Annotated in this window: 11 protein-coding genes and 1 pseudogene; 5 read left to right on the top strand and 7 right to left on the bottom strand. The window is 71.9% G+C overall.

From position 1 onward, the window contains the following. Positions 1-7: 7 nt before the first annotated feature. Entirely contained in the window at positions 8-2,038 is a 2,031-nt protein-coding gene (locus AB5L52_RS08860) for a PQQ-dependent sugar dehydrogenase (RefSeq protein WP_369363218.1), read from the top strand. Positions 2,039-2,063: 25 nt separating this feature from the next. Here the strand turns inward: AB5L52_RS08860 and AB5L52_RS08855 are convergent, their stop codons facing one another. Both AB5L52_RS08855 and AB5L52_RS08850 read right to left on the bottom strand, forming a co-directional pair. Beyond that, complete coding sequence (locus AB5L52_RS08855; protein WP_351026449.1) at positions 2,064-3,890, bottom strand: long-chain fatty acid--CoA ligase; 1,827 nt, start codon at positions 3,888-3,890, stop codon at positions 2,064-2,066. Positions 3,891-4,226: 336 nt separating this feature from the next. Further along, the gene (locus AB5L52_RS08850) at positions 4,227-5,714 is read right to left on the bottom strand and encodes an MFS transporter (protein WP_369363217.1); all 1,488 of its coding nucleotides are present in this window, start codon (positions 5,712-5,714) and stop codon (positions 4,227-4,229) included. A 116-nt stretch (positions 5,715-5,830) separates the two neighbouring features. Here AB5L52_RS08850 and AB5L52_RS08845 point away from each other — a divergent pair, with 116 nt between their 5' ends. After that, entirely contained in the window at positions 5,831-6,811 is a 981-nt protein-coding gene (locus tag AB5L52_RS08845; protein ID WP_369363216.1) for an Lrp/AsnC family transcriptional regulator, read from the top strand. 20 nt (positions 6,812-6,831) lie between these two features. Here the strand turns inward: AB5L52_RS08845 and AB5L52_RS08840 are convergent, their stop codons facing one another. Further along, on the bottom strand, positions 6,832-7,701 hold the full coding sequence (locus AB5L52_RS08840; protein ID WP_369363215.1) for a LysR substrate-binding domain-containing protein: 870 nt from the start codon (positions 7,699-7,701) through the stop codon (positions 6,832-6,834). 163 nt (positions 7,702-7,864) lie between these two features. Here AB5L52_RS08840 and AB5L52_RS08835 point away from each other — a divergent pair, with 163 nt between their 5' ends. After that, positions 7,865-8,908 (top strand): bile acid:sodium symporter family protein, encoded by a 1,044-nt coding sequence (locus tag AB5L52_RS08835; protein WP_369363214.1) that lies wholly within the window; start codon positions 7,865-7,867, stop codon positions 8,906-8,908. On the opposite strand, the gene AB5L52_RS08830 is transcribed toward AB5L52_RS08835, so the two are convergent. Both AB5L52_RS08830 and AB5L52_RS08825 read right to left on the bottom strand, forming a co-directional pair. Next, positions 8,858-10,735 carry an exo-alpha-sialidase gene (locus tag AB5L52_RS08830; RefSeq protein ID WP_369363213.1) on the bottom strand — a complete coding sequence of 626 codons (1,878 nt, stop codon included), beginning with the start codon at positions 10,733-10,735 and terminating at the stop codon, positions 8,858-8,860. The genes AB5L52_RS08835 and AB5L52_RS08830 overlap by 51 nt on opposite strands. Positions 10,736-10,867: 132 nt before the next feature. Beyond that, a complete protein-coding gene (locus AB5L52_RS08825; protein ID WP_369363212.1) occupies positions 10,868-11,785 on the bottom strand; it encodes a zinc-binding alcohol dehydrogenase family protein in 918 nt (305 codons plus the stop codon). 127 nt (positions 11,786-11,912) lie between these two features. Between AB5L52_RS08825 and AB5L52_RS08820 the strand changes: the two genes are divergently transcribed. Both AB5L52_RS08820 and AB5L52_RS08815 read left to right on the top strand, forming a co-directional pair. After that, the gene (locus AB5L52_RS08820) at positions 11,913-12,350 is read left to right on the top strand and encodes a MarR family transcriptional regulator (RefSeq protein ID WP_351026462.1); all 438 of its coding nucleotides are present in this window, start codon (positions 11,913-11,915) and stop codon (positions 12,348-12,350) included. 19 nt (positions 12,351-12,369) lie between these two features. Beyond that, a complete protein-coding gene (locus AB5L52_RS08815) occupies positions 12,370-12,897 on the top strand; it encodes an isochorismatase family protein (RefSeq protein WP_369363211.1) in 528 nt (175 codons plus the stop codon). 562 nt (positions 12,898-13,459) lie between these two features. Here AB5L52_RS08815 and fdhD read toward each other — a convergent pair. Both fdhD and AB5L52_RS08805 read right to left on the bottom strand, forming a co-directional pair. Further along, entirely contained in the window at positions 13,460-14,308 is an 849-nt protein-coding gene (fdhD, locus tag AB5L52_RS08810) for a formate dehydrogenase accessory sulfurtransferase FdhD (protein ID WP_351026465.1), read from the bottom strand. Between the two features lie 7 nt (positions 14,309-14,315). Beyond that, positions 14,316-14,573, bottom strand: a pseudogene (locus AB5L52_RS08805) (Fe-S-binding domain-containing protein); the annotation flags it as partial. Positions 14,574-14,587 lie beyond the last annotated feature (14 nt).

Here is a 14,587-nt window from a genome sequence, read left to right as displayed (position 1 = left end):
GACCGTCATGAAACAGCGAAGAGCAGTCGTCTGCACTCTGTCCCTGGCCCTCGCCGTGCCCCTCGTCGCGCTGAGCCAGGGCACCGCGAGTGCGGCCACCGACTACCAGGCCGAGGACGCCCTGATCTCCCAGGGCACCGTCGCCACCAACCACACCGGCTACACGGGCAGCGGTTTCGTCGACTACACCAACGTCAAGGGCTCCTCGGTGGAGTTCACGGTCGACGCGGCCGCCGCCGGGCCCGCATCGGTCACCGTGCGCTACGCCAACGGCACCAGCACCGACCGGCCGATGGACCTCTCCGTCAACGGCACCGTCGTCGCGCCCGCCGTCTCCTTCCCGGCGACCGCCGACTGGAACACCTGGGCGTCCAAGACCGTCACCGTCACCCTCAAGGCGGGCAGCGACAAGATCCGGGCGACCGCCACCACGGCCGCCGGCGGCCCCAACCTCGACCGCATCAGCCTCGGCGCCCCGGCCGACACCCAGGCCCCCACCCGCCCCGGGCAGCCCTCCTGCCCGGACAGCGGCGAGGACCGCCTGACCCTGACCTGGGGCGCGTCGACGGACGACACGGGGGTCGCGGCGTACGACCTGTACGAGCACGGCAACAAGCTGGGCGAGGCGCCGGGCGACACCACCACCAAGACACTCACCGGGCTCGCCCCGAACACCACCTACGACCTCACGGTCATCGCCCGCGACGCGGCCGGCAACACCTCGCCCGCCAGCCCAGTCGTCGACTGCACCACCAAGCCCAGCTCCGACACCACCCCGCCGACCGCGCCCGGCACAGTGCACACGGCCGACATCACAGCGAACACAGCCGGCCTCGCCTGGGGCGCCGCCACCGACGACCGCGGCGTCATCGCCTACGACATCCGCAGCGGCACCACCGTCTACCAGACGGTCACCAGCGGCACGTCCACCACGCTCACCGGGCTCGCCTGCAACAGCCCCTACAGCCTGAACGTCGTCGCCCGCGACGCCGCCGGCAATGTCTCCCCGCCGAGCAACACGGTCTCCTTCACCACCAAGGCCTGCGCCACCGACGGCGGTGTCCCGTCCTCCATCGCCACGCTCTCCACGGGCTGGACCATCCCGTGGGGCACCTACTGGATGCCCGACGGCAGGACGGCCCTCGTCACCGAGCGGGACGCCTTCCGGGTCTGGAAGGTCGCCAAGGACGGTACGAGGACCCAGGTCGGCACGGTTCCCGACGCCGTCACCACCAATGGCGAGGGCGGTCTGCTCGTTTTCGCGGTCGACCCCGGGTGGGAGACGAACCACTTCGTCTACTTCATGCACACCGCCGCCGAGGGCAACCGGGTCGTCCGCATGACCTACGACGGCACGAAGCTCGGCGACTACAAGATCCTGCTGCAGGGCATCAGGAAGAACCGCTACCACAACGGCGGCCGCCTGGCCTTCGGCCCCGACGGCTACCTCTACGTCTCCACCGGCGAGGCCCAGCAGCCCGACCTCGCGCAGGACAAGAACTCCCTCAACGGCAAGATCCTGCGCATGACCACCGACGGCAGGCCGGCCCCCGGCAACCCGTTCGGCACCTACGTCTATTCCCTGGGCCACCGCAACCCGCAGGGCCTCGCCTTCGACCGCAACGGCCGGCTGTGGGAGGCGGAGTTCGGCAACAGCGCCAAGGACGAGCTGAACCTCATCAAGCCCGGTGCCAACTACGGCTGGCCCACCTGCGAGGGCACCTGCAACGTCGCCGGGATGACCAACCCCAAGGCCACCTGGAACGTGAACGAGGCCTCGCCGAGCGGCATCGCCATCGTCCGCAACGTCGTCTACATGGCCTCGTTGCGCGGCGAACGCCTGTGGCGCATCCCCATCAACGGCGACACCGAGAGCGTCGGCACCCCGACCGCGTACTACGTCGGCACCTACGGCCGGCTGCGTACCGTGACCAAGGTGCCCGGCGCCGACCAGCTGTGGCTGTCCACCACCAACTGCGACAACAACGGAGGTGCCGCGGACGGATCCGACAAGATCTTCCGGGTGACCATCAACTGAGGTCGGGGCCGGAGTTGACGTTTCGTCAGGTGTGGTAGAGGGCCTCGACCTCGGTGTCGTACGCCTTCTCGATCGCCTTCCGCTTCAGCTTCAACGACGGTGTGAGCAGGCCGTGTTCCTCGGTGAACGGCTGCGCGAGGATACGGAAAGTACGGATCGACTCGGCCTGCGAGACGAGGGTGTTGGCGGCGACCACCGCCCGCCGCACCTCCGTCTCCAGGTCCGGGTCGCGCACCAGCTGGGCCGGGGTCATCCTCGGCTTGTTGCGCATCTGCAGCCAGTGCTCGACGGCCTCCTGGTCGAGAGTGACCAGGGCGGCGATGTAGGGGCGGTCGTTGCCCACGACGATGCACTGGTTGACCAGCGGATGGTCACGGACCCGCTCCTCCAGCACACCGGGGGAGACGCTCTTGCCGCCGGAGGTCACCAGGATCTCCTTCTTGCGGCCGGTGATGGTCAGATAGCCGTCCTCGTCGAGCGAGCCCAGGTCACCGGTGGCCAGCCAGCCGTCGTGCAGGGTCTCGTCGGTGGCCTTCGGGTTGTTGAGATAGCCCTGGAAGACATTGCCGCCGTGCAGCCAGATCTCCCCGTCGTCGGCGATGTGCACGGTCACACCCGGAATGGCCTGGCCGACGGTGCCGTAGCGGGTGCGCTCGGGCGGGTTGGCCGTCGCGGCGGCCGTCGACTCGGTCAGGCCGTAGCCCTCGTAGATCTGCACGCCGGCGCCCGCGAAGAACAGCCCGAGCCGGCGGTCCATGCCCGAGCCGCCGGACATCGCGTTGCGGATCCGGCCGCCCATCGCCGTGCGGACCTTGGAGTAGACGAGCTTGTCGAACAGCTGGTGCTGCATCCGCAGCCCCGCCGACGGGCCGGGCCCGGTGCCCCACGCCTTGGCCTCCACGGCCTCCGCGTACTTCACCGCGATGTCGACGGCCTTCTCGAACGGCCCCGACTTGCCGTCCTTCTCGGCCTTCCGGCGGGACGCGTTGAAGACCTTCTCGAAGATGTACGGCACCGCGAGGATGAACGTCGGCTTGAACGCGGCCAGATCGGGCAGCAGGGCGGCGGCGTGCAGCTGCGGCTGGTGCCCGAAGCGGACCTTGCCGCGGATCGCGGCGACCTCCACCATCCGCCCGAAGACGTGCGCGAGCGGCAGGAACAGCAGCGTGGAGGCCTCGTCGCCCTTCTTGGAGTGGAACACCGGCTCCCAGCGCCGGACCATGGTGTCCGCCTCGAACATGAAGTTCGCGTGGGAGATGACACAGCCCTTGGGCCGGCCGGTGGTGCCCGAGGTGTAGATGATGGTGGCGATCGAGTCCGGGGTGACCGCCTGCCGGTGCCGGTGCACCAGCTCGTCGTCGAGGTGCGCCCCGGCGTCGTACAGCTCCTGCACACAGCCCGCGTCCAGCTGCCAGAGCTGGCGCAGCTGCGGGAGGCGGTCGATGACCGTGGCGATGGTCATCGCGTGATCCTCGTGCTCCACGATCGCCGCGGACACCTCGGCGTCGTAGAGCATCCAGAAGCATTGTTCGGCCGAGGACGTGGGGTAGATGGGCACCACCTGGGCGCCGATCGCCCACAGCGCGAAGTCGAACAGGGTCCACTCGTACCGGGTGCGGGACATGATCGCGACGCGGTCGCCGAAGCGTACGCCGCGCGCGAGGAGCCCCTTGGCGAGGGCCAGGACCTCGTCGCGGAACTCGGTGGAGGCCACGTCCCGCCACTGGCCGGAGGCGTCCTTGCGGCCGAGGGCGATGTGTGTGGGGTCCGTCTGGGCATGCTCGAAGACCACATCGGCCAGACCGCCCACGGGCGGTGCCGATGTGAGCGGCGGGTTGGTGAACTCGCGCAAACCTCGCTCCCCGATCCTCGCTGCATGGTCACGCCCGTGATGCTCGGCACAGCGCGGTGAAAGCTACCCCACGCCGTCATCCGGCGGGAGGGGGTAGGAAACCTAGCAAACCTCACGTTTCTCCCGGGCGGTGGCCGGAAAATGCCCGCACATGGGGAAGGGCCGGACACAATACTGACGGGTCAGTAAGTTTCGGTGCCGTAATCTCCACCGAATCTGTACGCGGCGATTACGGAGCATATCGCCCCGTTCTCCGTATACGGGGCACGGTCCGGCATGCGTACGGGGGCGGTCCCGGGACTGTCCCGGGACCGCCCCCGCCGTGGCGCGCCGTGGTCAGCGGCGGGCCGGCACCGCCGGCTCCGCCTGTGCGCCGGACACCACCGGCGGCGCGGGCCGGTCCGTGCGCACGAGCAGCAGCACCAGCGCCCCCGCGACCAGGCCCGCCAGTCCCGCCGCCACCAGTGCGCCGTTCAGGCCCGAGGCGAACGCGGAGCGCAGGGTGTGCTCCGGGAAGCCGTCGCGCAGCGCCCCGGCGCCGCCGCCGGCCAGCGCGTGGGCCGCGCCGCCCGGCAGCGTGCCGGTCATCCGGGAGGTGAGCACGGTGCCCGAGACGGCCACGCCGAGCGCGTACCCGAGCTGGCGCACCGTGTTCACCGCGCCGCCCGCCATCCCGGCCCGCTCCGCCGGCACCGCCGCGAGCGCCGCCCCGGCCGCCGTCGGCGAGATGAGCCCGGTGCCGATGCCGACGAGCACGAACCCCGGCACCAGCGCCGTCCAGGAGGCACCCGCGTCCAGTACGGCCTGGCACAGGCTTCCGGTGGCGATCAGCAGCAGACCGCCGCCGATGGTGAGCCGCGCCGGCACCCCGTGCAGCAGCCGGCCCACCAGCACGGCGACGATCATCGCCGCCACCGTCATCGGCAGCAGTGCGAGGCCTCCGCGCACCGGAGACATCCCGAGCAGCGTCTGCATCCAGATCGACTGGTACGGCGTCACCCCGAACGCCACCCCGTTGAAGGCGAACGCCCCCAGCATCACCCCGACGAACGTGGGCCGCCGCAGCAGCGACAGATCCAGCAGCGGATGCGCCGCCCGCCGCTCCACCAGCACGAACACCACCAGCGCCAGCGCCGCGCACCCGAACGCCACGAGCGTCGCCGACGCCGTCCAGCCGTCCTCGCCGGCCCGCACCACCGCATACGTCACCGCGCCGCCGAAGCCGGCGAACGCGGCCATGCCCGCCCAGTCCACCCGCATTCCGCGCGGCCCCCGCGACTCCGGCACCACCCGCAGGGTCAACCACACCTCGACGACGCTCACCGGCAGATTCACGAAGAAGATCCACCGCCAGCCCGGTCCATCGGTGAGCAGACCGCCCACCACCGGGCCGACCGCCGCGGCGCCGCCGCTCACCGCACCCCACACACCGAGCGCCGTCGACCGCTGCCTGCCCTGGTAGACCGAGCCCAGCAGCGGCAGCGTCGTAGCGAACATCGCCGCGGCGCCCACACCCTGCAGCGCCCGCGCGGCCACCAGCACCGCCGGTCCCGTCGAGAGCGCGCACAGCAGCGAGGCCGCCGCGAACAGCACGACGCCCGCCACATGCACCCTGCGGCGCCCGAGAAGGTCGGCGGCGGCCCCCGCCCCGAGCAACAGCGCGGCCAGCGCCAGCGCATAGCCGTCCACCACCCACTGCAGATCACCCAGCGACGCGTGCAGCGACGCCGCCATGTCCGGCAGCGCCACCACCACGATCGTCACGTCCAGCAGCAACATGAACGTGCCCACGCTCACGGCCGTGAGCGTCCCCCAGCTGCGCATGCCCTCTCTCCCTGCGTTGTCGTACCCCGGCTGTCGGTCGCTCCGTACGATGGCCGTGGCGCGGCCGATCGGACGGCTGGACCGTGCAACACCGCTGGAATCCGACAGGAGAGCGCATGCTGACGATGGAATCCGACACCCTCGATCATCTTGACCTGTTGCTGCTCTCCGCACTGGAGGTCGATGGCCGGGCCTCGTTCAGCCGGATCGCCGCGGTGCTCGGTGTCTCCGACCAGACCATCGCGCGCCGCTACCGGCGCCTGTGCGAACACGGCGGCGTGCGCGTCATCGCCCTGCGGGACGCCTCCCGGCTCGGCCAGGACCAGTGGATGCTGCGGATCCGGTGTGCGCCGGACAGCGCCCTGGCCATCGCGGAGGCCCTCGCCCGGCGCCCCGACACCTCCTGGATCGGGCTCGCCTCAGGTGGTACCGAGGTGCTGTGCCTGACCCGGCCGCGCACCCCCGGCGACCACGACGAGCTCTTGCTCGGCAAGCTGCCGCGCACGCCGAACGTGGTCGAGATCCGCGCCCACCAGCTCCTGCACCGGTTCTACGGCGCTGCGGCGGGCTGGATCCGCAAGTTCGGCGCGCTCACCGAGGACCAGATCACCGCCCTGCGCCCGGCCGGCGAACCCGTCCCCGGAGCGGCCCGCGTCGAACCCGAGGACGAACCCCTGCTGGCCGTCCTGGAGCGCGACGGCAGGGCCACCTATCCCGAGCTGCAGCGCGCGACGGGCCGTTCGGAGTCCTGGGTCAAGCGCAGGCTGGCCGCCCTGCGCGCTTCGGGGGCGGTGTACATCGACGTCGAGTACCAGTCCGAGACGCTCGGCTACCCCACCGTCGCGACCCTGTGGATCACCGCCGCGCCCGCCGCGCTGCACTCCGTCGGCGAGGCCCTGGCCGGGCACGAGGAGACCGCCTGGGTCTCCGCGACGGCCGGACCGTCCAACCTCGTCGTCACCGTACTGGCCCGCAGCACGGCCGGCCTCTACGGCTACCTGAGCGGACCCCTCGGCAGCCTCGACGGCGTCCAGCACGTGGAGACCACGCCCTTCCTGCGCCAGGTCAAGAAGCTCACCTACCCGATGCCCCGCTGACGTGTCTCGGACGGCCCCCCTCAGCCGCCCCGCCTGCGCAGCCGCTCGCCGCCCGCCAGGATCGCCGTCGCCAGCGCGTTCGCGGCCTCCTCGGCGGCGCCCCGGCGGCGGCCGTGGACGAGCACGAAGTCGATCTTCCCGAGGTCGGGCAGGCCGGCCCGGTCCGGGAGCCGGAAGAGGCCGGGCGGGATGAGGCGCCGGGCGTGGGCCATCACGCCGAGCCCGGCGCGGGCCGCCGCCATCAGCCCGTTGAGGCTGCCGCTGGTGCACACGATCCGCCAGTCGCGGCCGTCGTGCTCCAGCGCCTGGAGCGCCCGGGCCCGGGTGATGCCGGGCGGGGGATACACGATCAGTGGCACCGGCCGGTCGGCGTCCAGGCGCAGCCGCTCGGCGCCGATCCACACCAGGTCGTCGCGCCAGACCAGTGCGCCCCGCGGATCCTCCGGGCGCCGCTTGGCCAGCACCAGGTCCAGCTTCCCGGCGGCCAGCTGCTCGTGCAGGGTGCCGGACAGCTCCACCGTCAGCTCCAGATCGACCTCCGGATGGTCGTAGCGGAAGCCCTCCAGGATCTCCGGCAGCCGGGTGAGCACGAAGTCCTCCGACGCCCCGAACCGCAGCCGGCCGCGCACCCGGGTCCCGGTGAAGAACGCCGTCGCCTGCTCGTGGACCTGCAGGATCCGCCGGGCGAAGCCCAGCATCGCCTCGCCGTCCTCGGTCAGCTCCACCGCATGGGTGTCCCGGGTGAACAGCTGCCGCCCGGTCGCGTCCTCCAGCCGGCGCACATGCTGGCTCACCGTGGACTGGCGCAGCCCCAGCCGGCGCGCGGCCTGCGTGAAACTGAGCGTCTGGGCCACGGCGAGGAAGGTGCGCAGCTGCGTCGGGTCGTACACGGCAGGCAGCCTACCCGGCTATCACAGATCATGATGACAGTCAGCGTGGCATGCGGGATTCCCGATCAGCCGTCCGTGGAGGACGATGAAGAGGGGGCCTGGGCCTGCCGAGGAAGCCTTGTCAACGGACGCGCACAGATGCGCGCACAGTAATCGGAGCACCGTGAATCGCCTGCGTCGGCCGAGTTGGATACCGATCGACCCGTACATCGTCCTGCTGCTCGGCACCGTGGGCCTCGCCGCTCTCCTGCCGGCCCGCGGCACCGCCGCCGACGTGGCCTCGGGCGCGTCGACGGCCGCGATCGCCCTCCTCTTCTTCCTCTACGGCGCCCGCCTGTCCACCCGCGAGGCGCTGGACGGACTGCGCCACTGGCGGCTCCATGTCACGGTGCTCGCCTGCACCTTCGTCCTCTTCCCGGTGTTCGGCCTCGCGGCCCGCGCACTGGTGCCGGTGCTGCTGACCCAACCGCTCTACCAGGGACTGCTGTTCCTGACGCTGGTGCCGTCCACGATCCAGTCGTCCATCGCCTTCACCTCGATCGCCCGGGGAAACGTGCCGGCGGCGATCTGCGCGGGCTCCTTCTCCTCCCTCATCGGCATCGTCGTCACCCCGCTGCTGGCGGCCGGACTGCTCGGCAACAGCGGGGGCGGGTTCTCCGCGGACTCACTCGTCAAGATCGTGCTTCAGCTGCTGGTGCCGTTCCTCGCCGGGCAATTGCTACGCCGCTGGATCGGTGGCTTCGTCGCCCGGCACAAGAAGGTCCTCGGGCTGGTCGACCGCGGCTCGATCCTGCTGGTCGTCTACGCCGCCTTCAGCGAGGGCATGATCCGGGGCATATGGCACCAGGTCAGCCCCGCGCGGCTCGGCGCCCTGCTCGTCGTCGAGGCCGCCCTGCTCGCCGCGATGCTCCTGCTGACCTGGTACGGCGGCAGGGCACTGGGCTTCGGCCGGGCGGACCGGATCGCCATCCAGTTCGCCGGCTCGAAGAAGTCCCTCGCCTCCGGGCTGCCCATGGCCGGCGTCCTGTTCGGCGCCCACGCCTCCCTTGCCGTGCTGCCGCTGATGCTGTTCCACCAGATGCAGCTGATGGTGTGCGCGGTCATCGCCAGGCGCCGGGCCCGGGACCCGGAGCAGGTCCCGGGGGTGGTCGCCGGTTCAGCCGCGCACGTGGTCGAGGGGCAGCCACAGGACCGTGTCCTTCGCTGACCGCAGCGCCCTCGGATCCGACACCTCCTCGTCGGTGAGGGCCCGGTCCCACACGTGCACCTCGTCGATCGCGCCGGTGTAGAAGGCCCTGCTGTCCATGCGCTGGCCGATGTGCACGCCGAAGGGCGAGTCGCGGCTGACCGAACCCGGTACGCCGGCGACGGAAGACTGCATGCCGTCGACGAACAACGACAGTCTGCTGTCGCCGCGGCGCAGCACGAGGTGGTGCCACTGGCCGTCGTTGTACGCGGAATCCGTCCGCACGTACGCGGTCCGCGGCGCCGACGCCCCGTCCCGCACCGTGATCAGCCCCTGGACGCGGTGGTTCGCCGGCTCCCCGCGCACCCACACCTGCGGCTGACCGGTGCCGGCCCCGCCCATCCACAGCATCGGCTGCTCACCGCTCGTGGCCGTGTACCGGAACCACAGGGACACCGTGAAGTCCTTGGTGCCCAGCGGCAGGCTGTCGCGGTACGGCAGGCGTACGGCGTCGTCGATGCCGTCGAATTGCAGCCCGCCGCCGAAGACCCCGGCCGTCTCCGTCGCGCCGCCGAGCACCGCGGCCGGGCGGGCGTGCCGGGCCAGGTCGGGGGTGACCGGGTCGGGGCCGCGGCGCGGGACGAGCCAGTCCTCGGTGAAGCGGGCGAAGCGGATCTCGTCGCGGGCGTCCACCGTGCCGCCCTCGTAGACCAGGCCCACCGTGCCGCCGTCGACGCGTGCCATGTCCGAGTAGCCGGACCAGTCCGTGGTGACGACGGTGCCGCGGTCCACGCTGTCCCAGGTGCGGCCGCCGTCGTAGGAGGAGCGGATCATCATCGTCCGCCGGTGGTCGGGGTCGGCGGGGCAGGCCAGCAGCAGGCGGTTGCCGAGGCGCAGCAGCGAACCTTCCACCATCGGGGCGTACAGGTCCGGCAGATCGTGGAAGGGCGCGGTGAAGCTGGAGCCGCCGTCCCGGCTGACGGCCTGGGTGCGGTGGCCCAGATCGGTGCCGTCCTGCTCCCGGCCGCTGACCAGGATCGAGCCGTCCGCGCGCTCGGCCATGGCCGGCTCGGACGGCTTCTGCCGGAAGGTGCCGTCGTCGGCGATCGGCCAGGTGTCCTGGGCGCCGATCCGCCAGTGGCCGCCGTGGTCGTCGCTCACGATCAGCGCCGCGTGGTTGGCGGTGACCCGGCTGCCGTCCCAGGTCTCGGTGTTGACCCCGAAGACCAGCCGGCCCGCGTAGCGGCCCCGGGTGAGCTGGATGCCGTGCACCGGCCCGGTCGCGTACCAGGAGTTCCAGTCGGCGGGCAGGATCTCCGGGCTCAGATCGCGCGGTGCCGACCAGGTCCGGCCGTCGTCGTCGCTGTACTGGATGTGCGGGGTGCGGTCACACGGTATCGGGCAACTGGCGGTGTCGGTGCGGCCCGTGTTGTAGGTCTCCGCGAGCCAGACCCGGCCCGTCGCGCGGTCCACGACCGGCGCCGGGTTGCCGTGGGTGTCGCCGCCGCCGTCGATGACCACCTGCAGCGGGCCCCAGGTGCGGCCGCCGTCGGTGGAGCGCTTGAGCACGATGTCTATGTCGGCGGCGTCCCCGCAGTTGAGGACCCGGCCCTCGGCGAACGCCAGCAGGGTGCCGTCGGCGGTCCTCACGATCGCCGGGATGCGGAAGCACGCGTAGCCGGGATCCTGGGAAGCCTTGAACAGGACCTGCTGCTCGAACCCGGGGGTGGTTGCGTGGGGTTGGGCATGCGCCGGGTGGGGGGTGGTGAGCGGAAGTGCGAACAGCGCCGCCGCCGTGCAGACGGCGGCGAGCGCGGTTCTCGGACGGGCGCGAAGACCTGACGGCATGGAGGGACCTGCCCTTCGTCGGCCGGACCTCTGGACATCCGGACATCCCATGTCCAACGTGCGTCCCAACGACGGTAGTTGGGGGCCGTTCTCCTCACAAGAAGCGTGCGGCACAAGGCGGGTGTGAACCCCCTACGGGCGCAGGACCACCTTGCCGAGGTTGGTCCGCGACTCGATCGCCTCGTGCGCCTTCGCCGCGTCCTCCAGTGCGAACTCGGCGTGGACGGCGGGCTTCAGGACACCCTCGGCGAAGAGCCGCCACAGCTCCTGGCGCCACTGCTCGTACAGGTCCGGCCGGCCGCGGGCGATCAGGGCCATCTGGAAACCGATCACCGACTTTGCACCCACCAGCAGGTCGTACGCCTGGAGGGTGCCGCCACCCGAGCTGTAGGCGACTAGCCGGCCGTGCGGGGCCAGCGCGGCGAGGGCCGGGGTGAGCAGGTCACCGCCCACCGCGTCCAGGACACAGTCGACCGGATCCCCCCAGCTGCCGTCGGTGTACCGCACGCAGTCGTCCGCGCCCAGTGAGCGCACGAAGTCCGCCTTCGCCGGGCCGGACACGGCTCCCACCACCCGCCCGGCGCCCCGCACCCGCGCCAGCTGCACGGCGAGATGACCGACCCCGCTCGCCGCCGCCGTCACGAGGACCGCCTCGCCCGGTGCCGGCCGCGCCGCCTCCAGCGCCCCGTACGCCACCAGGCCGCTGCGCACCAGCGCGACCGCGTCCACCGCGTCGGCGCCGTCCGGTATCGGGGAGGTCATGGTCTCGTGCAGCAGGGCGAAGTCGGCGTACCCGTGTCCGAAGCACAACCCCGTCACCCGGTCACCCGGCCGGAACCGGGTCATGCCCGCGCCGGCCGCCACCACCTCCCCGGCGACCTCTCCGCCGAGCGCGACCGGCTCCGCGGCCTCGGTGACCTTGCGCACGACGGGCAGGGTGACACCGACCGCCGCGCAGCGCACCAGCAGCTCGCCGGGGCCGGGCGCGGGGACCGGAGCCTCCTCGACGAACAGCGGGCCGCCGGTCGACTCGTATCGGACGCGACGCATCGCAGGCACCTCCAGGGCCGGGTGTGCCCGGCGCATCGAGCGTCGGGACACCCATGTATTCGTTGGGAGACCCAACGATAACCAAGATTCGTTGGGAGGTCCAACGAGTGTCGGATAGTCTGCCGATATGGCCGAAGCACCCCTGACCGCGATCCGCTCCCTGCCCAGCTGGCTCCTCGGCCGCGCAGCCGCCCGGGGGCGCGGCCTCGTCTCCGGCGCCCTCGCGGCCGAGGGGCAGAAGATGTGGCACCACGTCGTCCTCTCCGCCGTCCGCGACCTTCAGCCCGTCGCCCAGGCCGACCTCGGCCGCAGTGTCGGACTCGACCCCAAGGATCTGGTCGGCGTGCTCAACGACCTGCAGTCCGCGGGCCACGTCCTGCGCGCCCCCGACCCCAGGGACCGACGCAAGAACGCCGTGACCCTCACCGACGACGGCACTCGCCTCCTCGCGCGCTGCGAGCGGGCGGCTCGCGAGGCCAACGACGAGCTGCTGGCCCCGCTGTCGGCCGCCGAACGCGATCAGTTCATGGGCCTGTTGATCCGGATTTCCGGCACGGACGGCTGACGGCGGCTAACGTTCCGTCATGACCGCAGCTCCCGTGCTCGATCCGCAGCGCACCGCCCTGATCCTCGTCGATCTGATGGAACGCATCGTCGCGCTGCCGCTGGAACCCCGCAAAGGCACCGAAGTGCTCACCACCGCCGAGGAGTTGGCGCGCGCATTCCGCGCCGTCGGCGCGCCCGTCGTGCTCGTCCGGGTCGAACGCCCCTCGGCCGCCGAACAGCCGCCCGGCAGCGGACTCGTGCCCGGCCTCGCCGCGGCCGGCGACGTCGAGGTGGTCAAGCGGACCCTCGGCGCCTTCCAGGGCACCGGCCTGGACGAGCGGCTGCGCGAACGCGGCGTCAGCACGCTGGTGTTCGGCGGCATCGCCACCAACCTCGGCGTCGAGTCCACCGCCCGCGCCGCCGCGGACCTCGGCTACGACCTCGTCTTCGTCGAGGACGCCATGGCCGCCTTCACCGCCGCCGAGCACGAGGCCTCCGTGCGGCTCGACTTCCCCCGGCTCGGCACGGTCGTGACCGCCGCCGCCGTACGCCTCGCCGCCACCTGACCGCTCCGACCGGCGTGCCGCCCCCGTCCACGACCACCACCGAACCGGTGCCGTCACCCCCACGCCTCGGATACGGGTACGCCTCCGGCGGCTCCCACCACAGCTCGGTGCGCAAACATCGGGCGAGACCCCATTGACCTGCGGCGGCGGCTCCACAGCCGGCGCCCGAGTCTGCGACACCAACTTCTCGATGACGCAGGGCAGTTGCTCCACCTCGCCGACGGGACACGGTGCCGTGTGCTGCAGGCCCCGGCGGCTCGTCGTCGGCTTCCACGCCGGCGCCGTTGTCACCCCAGGCCCTGCGCGCCTTCGCGGCGGCGCACCCGGACGTCGAGGGCACCGCCCGCCGGGTCGTGGGGGAGGGACGACGGAACGGCTGCTCCTCGACGGCAGCGACGTACCGGTCACCGACGCCGAACCCGACCAGGTGCTGCCGGCCGCCGCTCACCCCTGGTCAGGGCATCCGTCGAAGCGGCGCAGCCCCTCGGCCGAGGCGGGGCCCGGTGGCGCAGGGGGCGCTCCCCGCCGGCCGGGCCCCGCCGCCGTGCCGCGGGGGGCCGCCTCAGCCCTGGGCGGCCGTCTCTCGCAGGGCGATGCGGTCCTCGCCCGCGTACACGTTCATCGAGCTGCCCCGCAGGAAACCCACCAGGGTCAGACCCGTCTCCGCGGCCAGGTCCACCGCCAGCGACGACGGCGCCGACACGGCCGCCAGCACCGGGATGCCCGCCATCACCGCCTTCTGCGCCAGCTCGAACGAGGCCCGCCCGGAGACCAGGAGGATCGTCCGCGACAGCGGCAGCTCGCCGTTCTGCAGCGCCCGCCCGACCAGTTTGTCGACCGCGTTGTGCCGGCCGACGTCCTCCCGTACGTCCAGCAGCTCCCCGTCCTCGGTGAACAGAGCCGCCGCGTGCAGGCCCCCGGTCCGGTCGAACACCCGCTGAGCCGCGCGCAGCCGGTCGGGGAGGCTCGCCAGCAGCTCCGGGGTGACCCGGACCGGGGGAGTGTCGGCGATCGGGAAGCGCGCGGTCGTCCGTACGGCGTCCAGGCTGGCCTTGCCGCACAGACCGCACGAGGAGGACGTGTAGACGTTCCGCTCCAGGGTGAAGTCCGGGAGGGCGACGCCGGGCGCGGTCTTCACGTCGACCACGTTGTAGGTGTTCGAGCCGTCCGCCGTCGCCCCCGCGCAGTAGACGATGTTCTGCAGATCGTCCGCGGTCGCCAGTACGCCCTCGCTGACCAGGAACCCGGCCGCCAGCGCGAAGTCGTCGCCCGGGGTGCGCATGGTGATCGCGAGCGGCTTGCCGTTCAGCCGGATCTCCAGGGGTTCCTCGGCGACGAGTGTGTCCGGCCGGGTGGAGAGCGCCCCGTCGCGGATGCGGAGGACCTTGCGTCGTTCCGTGACTCGTCCCATGTCCTGATCAGCCCCGGTTCTGTACGTGCTGGTAGCCGAAACGGCTCTTGCTGCAGAGATTGCCGTGGGTCACCGGGTCGTCGTGCGGAGAGGTGACCTTCACGATGTCATTGTCCTGCACATGGAGCGTGAGGGTGCAGCCCACTCCGCAGTACGCGCACACCGTGGCCGTCTCCGTCTGCCGCGACCCGTCCCAGGTGCCGGCCGACCGCATGTCGAACTCCGTCTTCGGTGACAGCGCCCCGGTCGGGCACACCTCGACACAGAGCGCGCGGTACT

This window comes from Streptomyces sp. CG4 (genome assembly GCF_041080655.1).
In the GTDB taxonomy this organism is placed as follows: Bacteria; Actinomycetota; Actinomycetes; order Streptomycetales; family Streptomycetaceae; genus Streptomyces.
Note: the sequence above shows the minus strand (reverse complement) of the source record. Positions and strands in the feature narration are given on the sequence as shown.